Annotated in this window: 16 protein-coding genes and 1 pseudogene; 3 read left to right on the top strand and 14 right to left on the bottom strand. The window is 73.4% G+C overall.

Annotation, left to right across the window (positions count from 1 at the left end; all coding sequences use genetic code 11):
- Positions 1–273: 273 nt before the first annotated feature.
- Positions 274–762 carry a transcriptional regulator BldD gene (gene bldD / locus ACYVJE_RS15245; protein ID WP_461144984.1) on the top strand — a complete coding sequence of 163 codons (489 nt, stop codon included), beginning with the start codon at positions 274–276 and terminating at the stop codon, positions 760–762.
- Positions 763–1281: 519 nt separating this feature from the next.
- On the opposite strand, the pseudogene nusB reads toward bldD, so the two are convergent.
- The 11 genes and pseudogenes from nusB to ACYVJE_RS15190 form a co-directional block, all read right to left on the bottom strand.
- Positions 1282–1719, bottom strand: a pseudogene (gene nusB / locus ACYVJE_RS15240) (transcription antitermination factor NusB); the annotation flags it as partial.
- 66 nt (positions 1720–1785) lie between these two features.
- On the bottom strand, positions 1786–2352 hold the full coding sequence (gene efp / locus ACYVJE_RS15235; RefSeq protein WP_459156522.1) for an elongation factor P: 567 nt from the start codon (positions 2350–2352) through the stop codon (positions 1786–1788).
- Between the two features lie 81 nt (positions 2353–2433).
- Positions 2434–3540 (bottom strand): M24 family metallopeptidase, encoded by a 1107-nt coding sequence (locus tag ACYVJE_RS15230; RefSeq protein ID WP_461144970.1) that lies wholly within the window; start codon positions 3538–3540, stop codon positions 2434–2436.
- A gap of 49 nt (positions 3541–3589) precedes the next feature.
- The gene (locus ACYVJE_RS15225) at positions 3590–4357 is read right to left on the bottom strand and encodes a spermidine synthase (protein WP_461144969.1); all 768 of its coding nucleotides are present in this window, start codon (positions 4355–4357) and stop codon (positions 3590–3592) included.
- A gap of 132 nt (positions 4358–4489) precedes the next feature.
- The gene (aroQ, locus tag ACYVJE_RS15220) at positions 4490–4918 is read right to left on the bottom strand and encodes a type II 3-dehydroquinate dehydratase (protein ID WP_459156525.1); all 429 of its coding nucleotides are present in this window, start codon (positions 4916–4918) and stop codon (positions 4490–4492) included.
- Positions 4915–6024, bottom strand: a complete 1110-nt coding sequence (gene aroB / locus ACYVJE_RS15215; RefSeq protein WP_461144968.1) for a 3-dehydroquinate synthase — start codon at positions 6022–6024, stop codon at positions 4915–4917. Before aroB ends, aroQ begins: the two co-directional genes overlap by 4 nt.
- Complete coding sequence (locus ACYVJE_RS15210) at positions 6021–6569, bottom strand: shikimate kinase (protein WP_459156527.1); 549 nt, start codon at positions 6567–6569, stop codon at positions 6021–6023. The genes aroB and ACYVJE_RS15210 overlap by 4 nt, the downstream gene beginning before the upstream one ends.
- The gene (aroC, locus tag ACYVJE_RS15205) at positions 6566–7774 is read right to left on the bottom strand and encodes a chorismate synthase (protein WP_459156528.1); all 1209 of its coding nucleotides are present in this window, start codon (positions 7772–7774) and stop codon (positions 6566–6568) included. Before aroC ends, ACYVJE_RS15210 begins: the two co-directional genes overlap by 4 nt.
- 203 nt (positions 7775–7977) lie before the next feature.
- Positions 7978–8748: a prepilin peptidase gene (locus ACYVJE_RS15200; protein ID WP_461144967.1), complete on the bottom strand. Its 771-nt coding sequence runs from the start codon at positions 8746–8748 to the stop codon at positions 7978–7980.
- A gap of 159 nt (positions 8749–8907) precedes the next feature.
- The gene (locus ACYVJE_RS15195) at positions 8908–9360 is read right to left on the bottom strand and encodes a PTS sugar transporter subunit IIA (protein WP_461144966.1); all 453 of its coding nucleotides are present in this window, start codon (positions 9358–9360) and stop codon (positions 8908–8910) included.
- On the bottom strand, positions 9357–9593 hold the full coding sequence (locus ACYVJE_RS15190) for a glucose PTS transporter subunit EIIB (RefSeq protein ID WP_459156531.1): 237 nt from the start codon (positions 9591–9593) through the stop codon (positions 9357–9359). The genes ACYVJE_RS15195 and ACYVJE_RS15190 overlap by 4 nt, the downstream gene beginning before the upstream one ends.
- A gap of 286 nt (positions 9594–9879) precedes the next feature.
- On the opposite strand from ACYVJE_RS15190, the gene ACYVJE_RS15185 reads away from it, so the two are divergent.
- Both ACYVJE_RS15185 and ACYVJE_RS15180 read left to right on the top strand, forming a co-directional pair.
- Positions 9880–11160 (top strand): PTS transporter subunit EIIC, encoded by a 1281-nt coding sequence (locus tag ACYVJE_RS15185; RefSeq protein WP_461144965.1) that lies wholly within the window; start codon positions 9880–9882, stop codon positions 11158–11160.
- 36 nt (positions 11161–11196) lie between these two features.
- Entirely contained in the window at positions 11197–11469 is a 273-nt protein-coding gene (locus tag ACYVJE_RS15180) for an HPr family phosphocarrier protein (RefSeq protein ID WP_459156533.1), read from the top strand.
- Positions 11470–11548: 79 nt separating this feature from the next.
- Here the strand turns inward: ACYVJE_RS15180 and ACYVJE_RS15175 are convergent, their stop codons facing one another.
- The 3 genes from ACYVJE_RS15175 to ruvX form a co-directional block, all read right to left on the bottom strand.
- Positions 11549–12403: a shikimate dehydrogenase gene (locus ACYVJE_RS15175; protein ID WP_461144964.1), complete on the bottom strand. Its 855-nt coding sequence runs from the start codon at positions 12401–12403 to the stop codon at positions 11549–11551.
- 138 nt (positions 12404–12541) lie between these two features.
- A complete protein-coding gene (locus tag ACYVJE_RS15170) occupies positions 12542–13750 on the bottom strand; it encodes an endolytic transglycosylase MltG (protein ID WP_461144963.1) in 1209 nt (402 codons plus the stop codon).
- The gene (ruvX, locus tag ACYVJE_RS15165) at positions 13747–14178 is read right to left on the bottom strand and encodes a Holliday junction resolvase RuvX (protein ID WP_461144983.1); all 432 of its coding nucleotides are present in this window, start codon (positions 14176–14178) and stop codon (positions 13747–13749) included. Before ruvX ends, ACYVJE_RS15170 begins: the two co-directional genes overlap by 4 nt.
- Positions 14179–14346 lie beyond the last annotated feature (168 nt).

Below are 14346 nucleotides of genomic sequence, written 5' to 3'. Positions count from 1 at the left end.
CGCCTCACCGGACGGGTCCTTAAAGGATGGTGTGTGATCAGCCCCTCAGCAGCGGTATCGGGTGGTAGCGCTGCCCTGCGGGCTGGCATGTACGCTATCACCATTGGGAGGTCAAACGTCCGGGTGGTGTGGTGGTCCTCGCTCCCCAGCCGAGGAAGACCAACTTGACCTGGTGACGCTCGCGAGCGAACATTACTCTCCGTATTGATTTGAGCTTTCCTCCCCGGACATCAGTGTCGACTGACGGGGCGAATGGGAACGGAGAAACGCCACATGGGCGACTACGCCAAAGCGCTGGGCAGCAAGCTCCGCGCGATCCGCCAGCAGCAGGGACTGTCGCTGCACGGTGTTGAGCAGAAGTCGGGCGGGCGATGGAAGGCCGTGGTCGTCGGGTCCTATGAGCGCGGCGACCGGGCGGTGACCGTCCAGAAGCTGGCCGAGCTGGCCGACTTCTACGGCGTTCCGGTCGCGGAACTGCTCCCGGAGGGCCGCGTGCCCTCGGGTGCCGAGCCGGCGACGAAGGTCGTGATCAACCTCGAGCGGCTGCAGCAGCTGCCCGCCGAGAAGGTCGGGCCGCTGGCCCGCTACGCGGCCACGATCCAGAGCCAGCGCGGGGACTACAACGGCAAGGTGCTGTCCATCCGCACCGAGGACCTGCGGTCGCTGGCCATCATCTACGACATGACGCCCGGTGAGCTCACCGAACAGCTCATCGACTGGGGAGTGCTTCCGCCGGAAGCGCGCCCCGCGCGCGAGGACTGACGCGCCCGCGCGACCGCCGCAGGCGGAGCGCGCTGCTCGGGCAGGTGTGCGGCCTGCCCGAGCAGGAGGCGCTCCGCCGCAGCGGCCCGCACCGCCCCGGCAGCCACCCGGGGCCCGCAGCTCCCGCGGGACCCGGGCGTCACGCTGGACCCGGCCGGCGCTGAGCTCCCGGCCAGCGCCGGAGTCCGCCAGCGCTGGAGCCCGTCAGCACCGGACTCCGCCAGCGCCGCAGCGCCACGTGCCCGACCCCGCGACGCGCGGGCGGCGACGTGCCGCGGGTGGCGGCGCGCCGCAGCAGTACGGGCACCCGGCAACCTGCGCGAAACGCGGCGGCGGGCCGGACCCCTCACCGGGTCCGGCCCGCCGCCGCGTTCGTCCGCTCCTGCGGAGGCCCGCTCAGCTCTCGGTCGTGTCGGACCCCCGCGACTCGGCCGAGGCGGCCTGCTGCGCCTCGTCGGACTGCCCTTCCGCCGCTCGCGCTGCTCCGGACGCCTCCTCCGACGGGGAGTCCTGCTGCTGCGGCTCGGCCGCCCGGGCCTGCTCCTCCTGACGCAGCCGCGGCGCGAGGGTCGCGAGCCGCCCGAGGACGCCGTTGATGAAGCGCGGCGAGTCATCGGTGGACAGCGCCTTGACGATCTCCACGGCCTCGTCGATGACGACGGGGCCCGGGACGTCCTCGCCGTACAGCAGTTCGCACACCCCGAGCCGCAGCACCGAGCGGTCCACCGCCGGCATCCGGTCGAGCGTCCACCCCTCGGAGTGCTGGGTGAGCAGTTCGTCGATGCGCTCCCGGTGTTCGGAGACGTCCTCGACGAGCCGTTGCGCGTACTCGTGGATCGGCGTGACCTCAGTCGCCCCGATGCGGTCGGCCAGCAGCGTCATCGGGTCCATCTCGCGCTGGTCCGCCTCGTAGAGCAGATCAACCGCGCGTTTCCGGGCCTTGCTCCGGGAACCCACCTCACACCCTCTTTCCGGCCGTACCTGATTGCCGCGCGACGAACGCGAATGCGTCGGCGCGGCCGCTCACTTCGTGCTCACACGGCTGAGGTAGCGACCGTCGCGCGGGTCGACCTTCAGCGTGTCCCCTTCGTTGATGAACAGCGGAACCTGGGCCTCCGCCCCGGTCTCCAACGTCGCCGACTTCGTGCCGCCGGTCGAGCGGTCGCCCTGCACGCCCGGAGCGGTCTCGGTGACCTTGAGCTCCACCACGGCGGGCAGCTCGACGTACAGCGGTTCGTCGTTGTGCCGGGCCACGACCACGCTGCTGTTCTCCAGCATGTAGTCGGCCATGCCGCCGACCACGTTCGGCCCGACCGAGACCTGGTCGTAGGTCTCCGGCTCCATGAACACGTAGTCGTTGCCGTCGAAGTACAAGTACGTCATCACGCGCCGGTCGACGTTGGCGGTGTCGACCTTGACGCCGGCGTTGAAGGTCTTGTCCAGGGTCTTGCCGGAAAGCACGTTCTTCAGCGTGGTACGCACGAACGCGGCGCCCTTGCCGGGCTTGACGTGCTGGAAGCTCACGACCGTCCACAGCTGGCCGTCGAGGTTCAGCACCATTCCGTTCTTCAGGTCGTTTGTCGTCGCCACGTGGAAGTCTCTCCTGTAGATGACTGGGACAGGTTTCCTCGGTGCGCGATTGGCGAACTCGCGCGCTCTGGCACACCGCGATCAGACGGCGAGGAGCTCCTTGGTCGTCAACGTCAGGAGCTCCGGCGTACTGGGACGCACGATCAGCGTGTCCTCGATGCGGACCCCGCCCCGCCCCGTCAGGTACACCCCCGGCTCGACGGTGACCGCCATTCCCGCCGCAATTTTACCGTCCCCTCGTGCGGACAGCGCCGGTGCCTCGTGAATCTCCAGCCCCACTCCGTGCCCCAAACCGTGCAGGAACTGCTCGCCGCAGCCGGCTTCGTCGATGACCGAGCGCGCCGCCGCGTCCACGTCCCGAGCCGGGACGCCGTCGCCGAGCGCGCGCCGGCCCGCCGCCTGGGCGCGGGCGACGAGCTCGTACAGCTCGCGCTGCCAGTCCGCTGGAGCGCCGAGCACGACGGTGCGGGTCATGTCCGAGTGGTACCCGTCCACGAGCGCGCCGAAGTCCATCTTCACGAGATCTCCGTGCGCCAGCTGCGCCTCCGTGGGGCTGTGGTGCGGGATCGCCGAATGCGCCCCGGCAGCGACGATCGTGTCGAACGCGGGCCCGGAGGCGCCCTGGTCGCGCATGCGCTCCTCCAGCTCGCGGGCCACCGCGCGCTCGGTCCGACCGGGGCGCAGCCCGTCGTGCTCGAGCAGCTCCGCCAACGCCTGGTCCGCGGCGGCGCAGGCGGTGCGCAGGGCCTCGACCTCGACCTCGTCCTTGACCGCGCGCAGCTCCTCCACCAGCCCGGGGGCGCGCTCCAGCGACGCCGCACCGGCGGCCTCGGCGAGGGCGTCGCGCCCGTCCACGGTGACGTGCCGGCTGTCGAAGCCGACGCGCCGGTGCGTCCCGGAGAGCTCGCGCGCGTGCTCGGCCAGGGCGACATCGCTGGCACGGGCGATCACGTGCGGCAGGTCCGGCACCTCCCGCGCGGCCTGGTCCCGGTAGCGCCCGTCCGTGCACAGCACCGTGCCCCGCTCGGCCTCCTCGTCGGCGGCGTGCACGAGCAGTGCTGCGTTGGACCCGGTGAAACCGCTGAGGTAGCGGACGTTGAGCAGGTTGGTCACCAGCAGCGCATCGAGCTCCTCCGCGCGCAGCGAAGCGCGCAGGCGCTGCCGGCGGCGGGCGTGCATATCAGGCATGCCGGAAGCCTAGCGGGAGCGGGCGGCGCCGACGAGGTCCGGATCGCCCTCACCCGCGCCCGCGGCGCTCCGCATCCGCCGGGGTGCCCTCCGTCCCCTCCGCCGCACCGGCCCGGGACGCGAGGAGGTAGTAGGCCGTGCGGCGGGTGCCGAGCACGACGGGGATCTCCCGCTCCTCGCCGTTGCCGAACACCGCCCGCAGCTCGGCGAGCAGTTCGGGGGCGGGGTCGGCCGACCAGACCGCGAGCAGGCCGCCGGGGCGCAGCACGGCGCGCCAGGCCCGCAGCGTCGCGGTCTCGTACAGCGCGGTGTTCGCGGTGTGCACCAGGTGGCCGGGGCCGTTGTCCACGTCCAGCAGCACCGCGTCGCAGGCGGCCTGCGCCCCCGCGTCCGCCCCGGGGGTCGCGCGCCCCTCGGGGGCCTCCCGCACGTCCGCGGCGGTCCGCACATCCGCGATGGACAGGTGCACCCGCGGGTCGGCCAGGACCTCGGCCGCCCCGGGCACGAGCCCCTCCCGGAACCAGCGCACGAGATCGCCCTCGAGCTCGTAGACCTCCACGGCCCGCACCCGCGGGTCGGCGAGCACCTCGCGCAGGGTGAACCCGAGCCCGAGGCCGCCGATGACCACGCGCAGCTCCCGCTGCGGCGCGGACTCCAGCACCGCCGCGGCGAGCAGCCGCTCGGTGGCGGTGTGCGCGGTGTCCATCACGAACACGCCGTTGACGCGCAGCTCCACCGCGCCGTCGTCCGGGCGGCGGCGCAGCAGCAGCTCGCCGCGCTCGCTCGTGGCACGTGCGAGGTCCTCACCGCCGGTCATGCGCTCCAGGATAGCGCTCCTGCGGCGGTGGCCCGCCGCCCGCAGCACCCTCCACACCGGACACCGCACCGCGACTCCCGCCGCACCGGCGGCTCTCGCGCACCGGCGGCGGGCCTCACCGCGGCGCTCGCCTCAGCCGCGGCTGGCCAGCCAGCGCAGCGCGAGCGGGTAGCCGTCCACCCCGAACCCGGCGATCACCGCGGTCGCGATGTCGGAGAGGTAGCTGGTGTGCCGGAACGGCTCCCGCCGGTGCACGTTGGAGATGTGCAGCTCGACGAGATCGGCCCGCAGCTGCGCCGCCGCGTCGCGCACGGCGATCGAGCAGTGCGTCCACGCCCCCGCGTTGAGCACCACCGGTGCCTGCTCGTCGGCGGCCTCGTGCAGCCAACCCACCATCTCGCCCTCGTGGTCGGTCTGCCGCACCGCGACGCCCGCGCCGAGCTCACCACCGGTGCGCTCGCACAGCGCGACGAGGTCGGCGTAGGTGGCGGTGCCGTACACCGAGGGTTCCCGCGAACCGAGCCGCCCCAGGTTCGGTCCGTTGAGCACGTGGATGTTCACAGGAACACCTCCGTGCCCGCGCCCTGCTCCTCACCGGTCACCGCGGAGTACGCGGCCGCCAGCAGCGAGGGGTCCGGCCCCTCCAGCCGGCCGGGCTTGGCGAGCTCGTCGAGCACCACGAACCGCAGCATGCCCGAGCGGGTCTTCTTGTCCAGCTGCATGTTCTCGATGAGCTCGTTGAGCACGCCGGCGTAGTACTTCGTCGGCAGCCCCAGCGCGTCGAGCACGGTGCGGTGCCGGTCCGCCGTCGCGTCGTCCAGCCTGCCGGCCATGCGGGCCAGTTCCGCGGCGAAGACGAGGCCGATCGCCACCGCCGCACCGTGCCGCCAGCGGTACCGCTCGCGGCGTTCGATGGCGTGCGCGAGCGTGTGGCCGTAGTTGAGGGTCTCGCGCGAGTGCGCCTCGGTGAGGTCCTCGGCCACCACCGAGGCCTTCACCTGGATCGCGCGGCGCACCAGCTCCCCCAACGTCTCCCCCGCCGGGTCGAGCGCGGCAGCGGGGTCCCGCTCGATGATGTCCAGGATCTCCGGATCGGCGATGAAGCCGCACTTGACCACTTCGGCCATGCCGGCGACCACCTCGTTGCTCGGCAGTCCCTCCAGTGTGGCCAGATCGACGAGCACGGAGCTCGGCTCGTGGAACAGGCCGACGAGGTTCTTCCCGCCCTCGGTGTTGATCCCGGTCTTGCCGCCGACCGCCGCGTCCACCGCACCGAGCAGAGTCGTGGGCACGTGCACGGCGCGCACCCCGCGCATCCACGTCCCGGCGACGAAACCGGCCATGTCGGTGACCGCGCCGCCGCCGAAGGCGACGACCACGCCGTCGCGGTCCATGCCGATCTTGCCGAGCACCTCCCAGCAGAAGCCCGCCACGGCGAGGCTCTTGCCCTCCTCGGCGTCCGGCACCTCGACCCGGTGGGCGTCGACGCCCGCCGCGGCCATCTCCTCGCGGACGTTCTCCACCGTGGTCGTCAACGTCGGCTGGTGCACCAGCGCCACCGCGGAGGCGTCGCGCACCTGCTCGATGAGATCACCGAGCATGCCCCGCCCGATGATCACTTCGTACGGCTGCCGCGTCGCGACGTTGATCCGCACCGGCTCGGTCATCCTCGCCCCTTTCCGACTTGGGGATCCGCCGACGGATCGGCACCGCTCAGCGCGGCGTCGACGCGCCGCACCACCTCCGCCGGTGCGAGCTCGTCGGTCTCGACTTCCACTGTCGCCACCTCGCGGTACAGCGGGATCCGCGCGTCCAGCAGGGCTTTGAACGTCGCCCGCGGGTTCACCCCCGACAGCAGGGGGCGCGCCGTGGACAGGCCCGTGCGCCGGGCGCCTTCGGACAGCCCGACCGCGAGGAACACGACCGGGTGCTCGGCCAGCAGCCGCCGCGTGCGGTCGGACAGCACCGCACCACCGCCGAGGGCGAGCACGCCGCCGTGCTCGGTCAGCGCGGCGGCCACCGCGCTCTCCTCCATCTCGCGGAAGGCCGGCTCGCCGTCGGAGGTGAAGATCTCCGCGATCTCGCGCCCGCTCGAGGTCCGCACGTCCTCGTCGGTGTCCCGGAAGGGCACGTCCCAGTGCTCGGAGAGCAGGCGCCCCACCGTCGTCTTGCCGCTGCCCGGCGGACCGACCACCACCGCACGCGGTGTCATGAGCGTCCGCGCCTTTCCTCCGCTCGTTCTGCCAGGTCCTCGAGGTAGCCGCGCATGTTGCGCCGCGTCTCGGACAGCTCGTCCCCGCCGAACTTCTCCAGCGCGGCCTCGGCGAGCACGAGCGCGACCATCGTCTCGGCGACGACCGCGGCGCGCGGCACGGCGGTGACGTCGGAGCGCTGGTGCATCGCGTGCGCCGGCTCGCCGGTGTCCACGTCCACCGTGTCCAGCGGGCGCGGCAGGCTGGAGATCGGCTTCTTCGCCGCGCGCACGATGAGCGGTTCACCGTTGCTGATGCCGCCTTCCACGCCGCCGGCGCGGTTGCTGGAGCGCGTGACCCACCGCGCCCCGGAAGCGGGGTGGATCTCGTCGTGCGCCGCCGAACCGCGGCGCCGGGCGTTCGCGAAACCGGCGCCGATCTCCACGCCCTTGATGGCCTGCACGCTCATCAGCGCCGCGCCCAGCCTGCTGTCCAGCTTGCGGTCCCAGTGCACGTGCGAGCCCAGCCCGGGCGGCACGTCGTGGGCGATGACCTCGACGACGCCGCCGAGGGTGTCCCCGTCGCGCTTGGCCTCCTCCACCTCGGCGGTCATGCGCTCGGTGGCCGCGGCGCCGAAGGCCCGCACCGGGTTCTCGTCGATCGCCTCGAGGTCCGCCGCCGTCGGCAGGGTCTCCTGCTCCGCGTCCACACCGCCGAGGCTGACCACGTGGCTGACGACCTCCACGCCGCACAGCTGCCGCAGGAACGCCCGCGCCACCGTGCCGACGGCCACGCGCGCCGCGGTCTCCCGCGCGCTGGCGCGCTCGAGCACCGGCCGGGCCTCGGTGAAGCCGTACTTCTGCATGCCGGCGAGATCGGCGTGCCCCGGACGCGGGCGGGTCAGCGGCTCGTTGCGGGCGAGCGCCTCCAGCTCCGCGGGGTCGACCGGGTCGGCGGCCATGACCTTGTCCCACTTGGGCCACTCGGTGTTGCCGATGCGGATCGCGAACGGGCCTCCCTGCGTACGACCGTGCCGCAGACCACCGAGGACTTCGAGCTCATCGGCCTCGAAGTTCATGCGCGGGCTGCGCCCGAAACCGAGTTTGCGACGTTCCAGCTGGGTCGCGATCTCGCCCGTGGTCACCTCGACGCCGGCCACCATGCCCTCCAGCACCGCGACCAGGCCGGGACCGTGCGACTCTCCTGCAGTCATCCAACGCAGCACAACTCATCATCCTGCCACGTGCGCAGGCACGGGCAGGCCGCCGGGGTGGCCGGCACCGGGGTTCGACGTCCGGGGTTCGGCCTCCGGGAGCGGCCCGCACCGGCCGGACCCGCCACCGGACAAACCGCCACCGGCCAGGCCCCGCACCAGCCGGTCACCCGCGCGCGCCTCGCCCGCCGAGGCGGCTCGCCCGCCGAGGCGGCTCACGGGCCGAGGGCGGTCAGCAGCCAGGCGGGCGCGAGCAGCGCAGGACCGTGCGGCACACCGCGCCCCGCCCCCGAGCACGTGCGCCCGTCCCGGCCGCCGCAGCGTCGCAGCAGCCGCGCCAGCAGCGCGGTGAGCACGGCCGCCGCCACCACCACACCGGCCACGGCCCCGAGCGAGACCCCGCCGACGGCAGCGCCGAGCGCACCGGCGAGCTTCACGTCCCCGGGGCCGAGCGCGTCGCCGAGCACCAGGCGCACGAGGAGGTAGGCACCGCCGCACAGCACGCAGCCGGCCGCGGCCGTGACCGCGAGGCGCGGGCGCCCCGCCCCGACCGCCGCGACGGCGAGCAGCACTCCCAGCACCGGGTACAGCGGCAGGGTCAGCGCATCCGGCAGGCGGCACGCCCGCAGGTCGCAAACGCCGAGCAGCACACCGAACCAGGCGAGCACCAGCGGCACCGGCAGCCACCACCCCGGTGCTCCGGGCAGGCACCACCGCACCGCCGCGACCGCCCACAGCGCGCCGACGCCGAACTCGCACCACCCCGCCGGCGGGCGCACGCCCCGGGCCAGCCGCAGCAGGGCGGAGCGGCCGAGACGCCCCGCCGCGGTGCCGAGCAGTCCGCACACCGCGACGACCACCACCGCGCCCGCCGCGGTGGAGTCGAGCACCGCAGCGCTGCTGCCGAGCTCCGCCGTACTGCTGCTCGGGTCCGCAGCGCTGCTGCCCGGATCCGCTGGGCCGGAGCCGAACCTCGTCGTGTCCACCGCTCCAGCCTGCGTCCGCACGCACCGGAGGCCGCACCGCAGCGCACCGGAAGGACGCGTGTCGGGCAGGCTCACCCGGCGCGGGCAAGCTCCCGCACGCCTCAGCCGGGGCCGCGGCCGGGGAGCACGCGCCCGCGGCGCTCAGTCCACGGCGAGCGGTCAGTCCACGGCGAACAGCACGTCGCCGGTGCCGACCTCGCCGTCCTCCCGCCGGTCGCTCAACGCGTCCGGCGTCACCTCGAGCACCACCACGGGGCAGATCGACGCGTACCCGGCCGCCTCCACCGCGGACGGGTCCCACGTGACCACGCGGTCCCCGGCTTCGACGCTGTCGCCCTTGGCCACGTGCGCGGTGAAGCCCTCGCCGGCGAGCTTGACCGTGTCGATGCCGAGGTGCACCAGCACCGCCGCGCCGGTGGGCGCGGCGATGACGAACGCGTGCGGGTGGAACGTCACCACCGCGCCGCTGATCGGCGCGACCGCGGCGGCCGCACCCGCGGCCGGCCGCACGGCCACACCGGGACCCACCATGGCCTGGGAGAACACCGGGTCCGGAACATCGCTGAGCGAGGTCGCCAGGCCGTCGACCGGGCTGCCCACCTCCAGGCTCACCGCAGGTCCTCGATGTCCTCGGCGATCGTGTCCGCTTCCGGGCCCACGACGACCTGCACCGCCGTGCCCTGCAGCATCACGCCGTGGGCGCCGGCCGCCTTGAGGCCCGCCTCGTCGACCTCGCCCCCGTCGCGCACCTCGCACCGCAGGCGCGTGATGCACGGTTCGATTTCCACCAGGTTGTCCCCACCGCCGAGTGCGGTGAGGATCGCCGTCGCCTTGTCCTCGGCCACCGCGGCCTCCCTTCGTCCGGACCGCGCACCGACGCGGCCCCTGCCGATGATCCTGCGCCGCCCGGTGTCGATGCGGCAACGAAGAAACGCATCCCTTGACACCCGCTGCGGCGACCGCGCATCGTCCGCTACTGGTTTAGACCGGACAGTACCAACGCCCGGTCTCCCGGGCACCGAGTCGCTGCGCCCCGCGCACCGACGCCCGGCATCGTAGACACCCCGTTCGGACACGCGTGGCGATGCGGGCCCGGTGACCGCCGGTGCGCCCGCACGGAGGAGGGACGCCATGACCAGTGCCGAGAAGGCACCCGGCGACAGCCGCGGATTCGCGCTGCTGCAGCGCCTGGGACGCAGCCTCATGCTGCCCATCGCGGTGCTGCCCGCCGCCGCGCTGCTGCAGCGCCTCGGGCAGGAGGACCTGCTCGGCGCCGTCGGCCCGCTGCAGGCCGTGGCCGGTGTCATCGGCGCCGCCGGCGGGGCGCTGTTCGACAACCTGCCGCTGCTGTTCGCCGTCGGCGTGGCCATCGGGTTCGCCAAGAAGGCGGACGGGTCCACCGCGCTGGCGGCGACCGTCGGCTACCTCGTGCTGGCCGGCGTCATGTGGGAGATCACCGGCCAGGAGGACGGCACGAGCTACAACGAGGGCCCCTACGGCGTGCTCGGCGGCATCATCGCCGGGCTGACCGCGGCCTTCCTGTGGCAGCGCTTCTACCGGATCAAACTACCCCAGTACCTCGCGTTCTTCGGCGGCCGCCGCTTCGTGCCGATCATCACCGCCTGCGCCATGGTCGTCATCGGCGCGGTCCTCGGCCTGCTCTACCCGCTGTTCGACGCGGGGTTGACCGCGTTCAGCAACGCGGTCACCGCCAACGCCGTCGTCGGCGGCGGGATCTACGGCGTGGTCAACCGGCTGCTGCTGCCACTGGGCCTGCACCACATCCCGAACAACGTCGTGTGGTTCCTGTTCGGCGACTACCAGGGCCAGCACGGCGACATCTCCCGCTTCTTCGCGGGCGACCCGACCGCGGGCACGTTCATGACCGGGTTCTTCCCGATCTTCATGTTCGCGCTGCCCGCCGCCGCCCTGGCGATCTGGCACACGGCCAGGCCCGGCCAGCGCAAGGTCGTCGGCGGCATCATGGTGTCGGTCGCGCTGACCTCGTTCCTCACCGGCGTCACCGAGCCGCTGGAGTTCTCCTTCATCTTCGTGGCCTGGCCGCTGCTGCTCGTCCACGCCGTGCTCACCGGCAGCTCGATGGCGCTGGTGAACGCGCTGGACATCCACAGCGGCTTCGGGTTCTCCGCGGGCGCGATCGACTACGTGCTCAACTTCGGCTTGTCCACGCGGTCGCTGTGGCTCATCCCGATCGGGCTGGGCTACGCCGTGCTGTACTACGTGATCTTCCGCTTCGTCATCACGAGGTGGAACCTGCGCACGCCGGGGCGCGAGGACGAGGACCCGGAACAGACATCCACTTCCGATGCGGATACTGGCGGCGGTGCCTCGTCCGACGGGGCCGGTGGGCGGTCCGACGCCGCGGGAGGCACGTCCCGCGGCCAGCAGTGAGCCGGTCGCGGCGACCGGTGCGCGGAAGGGAGTGACATGACCGAGCGACAGGTGACGGTGGCGAGCGAGGTCGGGCTGCACGCGCGGCCCGCGGCGCTGGTGGCCAAGGCCGCCGCCCAGCAGCAGGTGCCGATCACGATCCGCAAGGAGGGTGCCGATCCGGTCGAGTGCGGCAGCATCCTCGGTCTCATGGCCCTGGGGGCGGCCCACGGCGACGAAGTCGTCCTCGCCGCCGAGGGCGACGGGGCGGAAGCCGCGCTGGAGCACGTGGCCGGACTCGTCGCGTCCGACCTGGACACGGGGGAATGACGCCCGCCGGGTGACCTCCGCTCCGCGACCTCTGCTGGGGGCCTCCGCCGGGCCGCCGCGGTGGGCGGGCCGCGGCGGATCACGGAGCGGCCAGCGCCTCCCCGCCCGCGGCTTCGGCGAGGGCGGCCCGCATCGCCACCCGCGGTGCGGGCAGGCCGGTGAACCACTCCACCTGCCCGAAGGCCTGGTGCAGCAGCATGTCCAGTCCGGTGGCCAGGCGGCCGCCCGCGGCGGAGACCGCCCGCGCCAGCGGGGTGGGCCACGGGTGGTAGAGCACGTCGAGCACGTGCGGCGCGGCCGCCAGCTCCTCGGCCGGGAGGGCTTGCCAGGCCCCCGCGGGCAGCGCGGAGACCACCACGTCGCTGCGTCCGGCCAGTTCGGGCAGCGCGGCGGTGTCCAGCCGCTCCACCCGCACCCGCAGCCCGAGGTGCTCGGCCGTGGCCACGGCTGAACGCGCGCGTTCCGGTTCGCGCACGACGAGCACGCTCTCGCCCACGCCGAGTTCGGCGAACCCGGCCAGCGCGGCCGCGGCCGTCCCCCCTGCGCCGAGGACCAGCCCGCGCTCGAGGCCCCGCGCAGCACCCAGCGCGCCCACCACGCCGTCCACGTCGGTGCAGTCGGCCAGCCAGCCGTCAGCGCGGCGCACCAAGGTGTTGGCCGCACCGACCGCCGCCGCGCGCTCGGTGCGCACGTCCGCCAGCCGCAGCGCCGCGTGCTTGCCGGGCATGGTCACCGACAACCCGGCCCACTCCGGGCCGAGCGCGGCGACGAAACGGGGCAGGTCCTGCTCGCCGACCTCGTGGCGGTCGTAGGACCACCCGCGCAGGCCGAGCTCGCGGTAGGCGGCGGTGTGCAGCACCGGCGACAGCGAATGCGCGATCGGCGAGCCGACCACCCCGGCCCGCCGCGCTTCCGCGGTGCTCCGCTCGGACATGTGCGGTTCACCCCTCCTCGCCCCTCGACGGGGCGGACGTTCCCCGGGAAACGCCGGTGGACCTTTCTCGGGAAACGTCCACCGCTCACCGATGTCGGGCCGCGACCAGCCAGGCGTCCCCAGCTCCGTTCCGGGGCATCAGAACGCACCGCGCTTCTGGGCCTGCTGGATGTACCGGTCGTGCTCCTCCTGCGTCTCGGCGAAGCACGACGTCCCGTCGGGGTAGCACTTGACGAAGTACTTCCAGTCGCCCTCGGCCGGTTTCTCCGCCGCGAGGATCGCCTCCTGGCTGGGCGCGGAGATCGGCGTCGGCGGCAGCCCGTAGGTCTGGTACGTGTTGTACGGGCCGGGCCGGTTCCGGTCCTCCGGCTTCGTCAGCAGGCTGGGCTTGTCCAGCGGGTAGTTGATCGTCGAGTCCATGCCGAGGTGCATCTGCGGCGGCTCGAGCCGGTTGTACACCACCCGGGCCACCTTGCCGAAGTCCTTCTCGATGCTCTCGCTCTGCACCAGCGACGCGACCGTCAGCAGCTCGTACGGGGAACGGCCGGTCTGCTCAGCTGCCTGCGGCACACCGGCCGCTTCCAGCTTCGCCGCCGAGGTGCGCAGCACCGAGCGCAGCACGCCCACCGCGTCCGCGCCCGGCTTCACGTCGTAGACACCGGGCAGGATCAAGCCCTCCAACCGGCGGAAGCCCTCGCCCTTGGCGGCGTCGGCGCGCAGCCACTCCGGCACGCCCAGCTCCGCGAGGTCCGCGGAAGCGGCGGCCTGGTGCATCTGCTCGGAGGTGACGCACTGCTGCGCGCCGCCGGCGCAGGAGGCCTGCGCGAGCCGCGTGAGCACTCCCGGCTTGCGCCCGCCGTCGGGGGAGAGCTGGTCCTCCAGGCGCATCCCGCCGCGCACTTCGACACGCCCCACCTGGGCCTTGTCGGAGACGATGTGCTCGACCGCGGCCTGCCCCGACATCTCCCGGCGCATCAGGTAGTAGCCGGGCTGGATGCTGTTGATCTGCCGGTTCTCCTCCGCCGCCTCGACGAACGCCCGGGAGCTGGCCACCACGCCCTTCTCGGTCATGGTGGATCCGATGGCGCTGATCGTGTCACCGGAGGCCACCTCGATGACGACGTCGCCGTGGCCGCCGCCGTCGTAGTCCTCGTAGGACCGCAGCTCGCGGATCTGGCTCACGCCGTACAGCGCACCGCCCACCACCAGCACGAACACGCAGACCCCGGCGATGGCCGTCACCCAGCGGCGCCGCTTGCGCCGTCGGAAGAACTCCGGATCGCGCCCCCGCCGGGGCGGATCGTCGTCATCGGGGTCGTCCGCGAACAATCCGAGATCGTCGCTCACCAACTGTCCCTTCCCGCACTGCGCCCCCGAGCGTCCAACCAAGCCTGCAAGATCTCCACGGCCGCGGCCTGATCCACCACGACGCGCTGCTGTTTGCCCCGCACGCCCCGCTCGCTCAGCATACGGCTCGCGGTGACGGTGGTCAGCCGTTCATCGGTGAACCGCAGCGGCACGGGAGCGATCCGAGGGGCCAAGGCATCGCCGAACTTCCTGGCCATTCCTGCGGAGTGCCCTTCCTCGCCCGCCATCGTCACGGGCAGCCCCACGACGACCTCGACCACGCCGTACTCGGCGACGAGCGCGGACAACCGCCGCAGGTCGCTGCCGCGGCGCCGGTCCCGGCGCACCGTTTCCACCGGTGTGGCCAGCACCGGTGCGGGGTCGCTGATCGCCACGCCGATGCGCGTCCCACCGACGTCGATGGCCAGCCGCCGCCCCGGGCCGGGGTCCGGGGCGGGTTCGGCCGCGGTCTCGGCGCCCCCTCCCGGTGCGGCGGGTTCCCCCGCCGCGGACGGGCCCGGTGCGGAGGAGCCCTCCTCCGCCCCCGGCTCAGCGGGTCGGTGGCGGCGAGGGTCCTCCCCGCCACCGGGCTCCGG

The sequence above is a fragment of the Salinifilum aidingensis genome, from assembly GCF_054782015.1.
Note: the sequence above shows the minus strand (reverse complement) of the source record. Positions and strands in the feature narration are given on the sequence as shown.

Excerpts from the sequence above, each read along its gene's own strand:
- ACYVJE_RS15185 (WP_461144965.1), top strand. The coding sequence starts at position 9,880 with ATGACCAGTGCCGAGAAGGCACCCGGCGACAGCCGCGGATTCGCGCTG.
- aroB (WP_461144968.1), bottom strand. The coding sequence starts at position 6,024 with ATGACCGAGCCGGTGCGGATCAACGTCGCGACGCGGCAGCCGTACGAA.
- ACYVJE_RS15230 (WP_461144970.1), bottom strand. The coding sequence starts at position 3,540 with ATGCCTGATATGCACGCCCGCCGCCGGCAGCGCCTGCGCGCTTCGCTG.
- bldD (WP_461144984.1), top strand. The coding sequence starts at position 274 with ATGGGCGACTACGCCAAAGCGCTGGGCAGCAAGCTCCGCGCGATCCGC.
- ACYVJE_RS15175 (WP_461144964.1), bottom strand. The coding sequence starts at position 12,403 with ATGTCCGAGCGGAGCACCGCGGAAGCGCGGCGGGCCGGGGTGGTCGGC.
- ACYVJE_RS15210 (WP_459156527.1), bottom strand. The coding sequence starts at position 6,569 with ATGACACCGCGTGCGGTGGTGGTCGGTCCGCCGGGCAGCGGCAAGACG.
- ACYVJE_RS15225 (WP_461144969.1), bottom strand. The coding sequence starts at position 4,357 with ATGACCGGCGGTGAGGACCTCGCACGTGCCACGAGCGAGCGCGGCGAG.
- ACYVJE_RS15180 (WP_459156533.1), top strand. The coding sequence starts at position 11,197 with ATGACCGAGCGACAGGTGACGGTGGCGAGCGAGGTCGGGCTGCACGCG.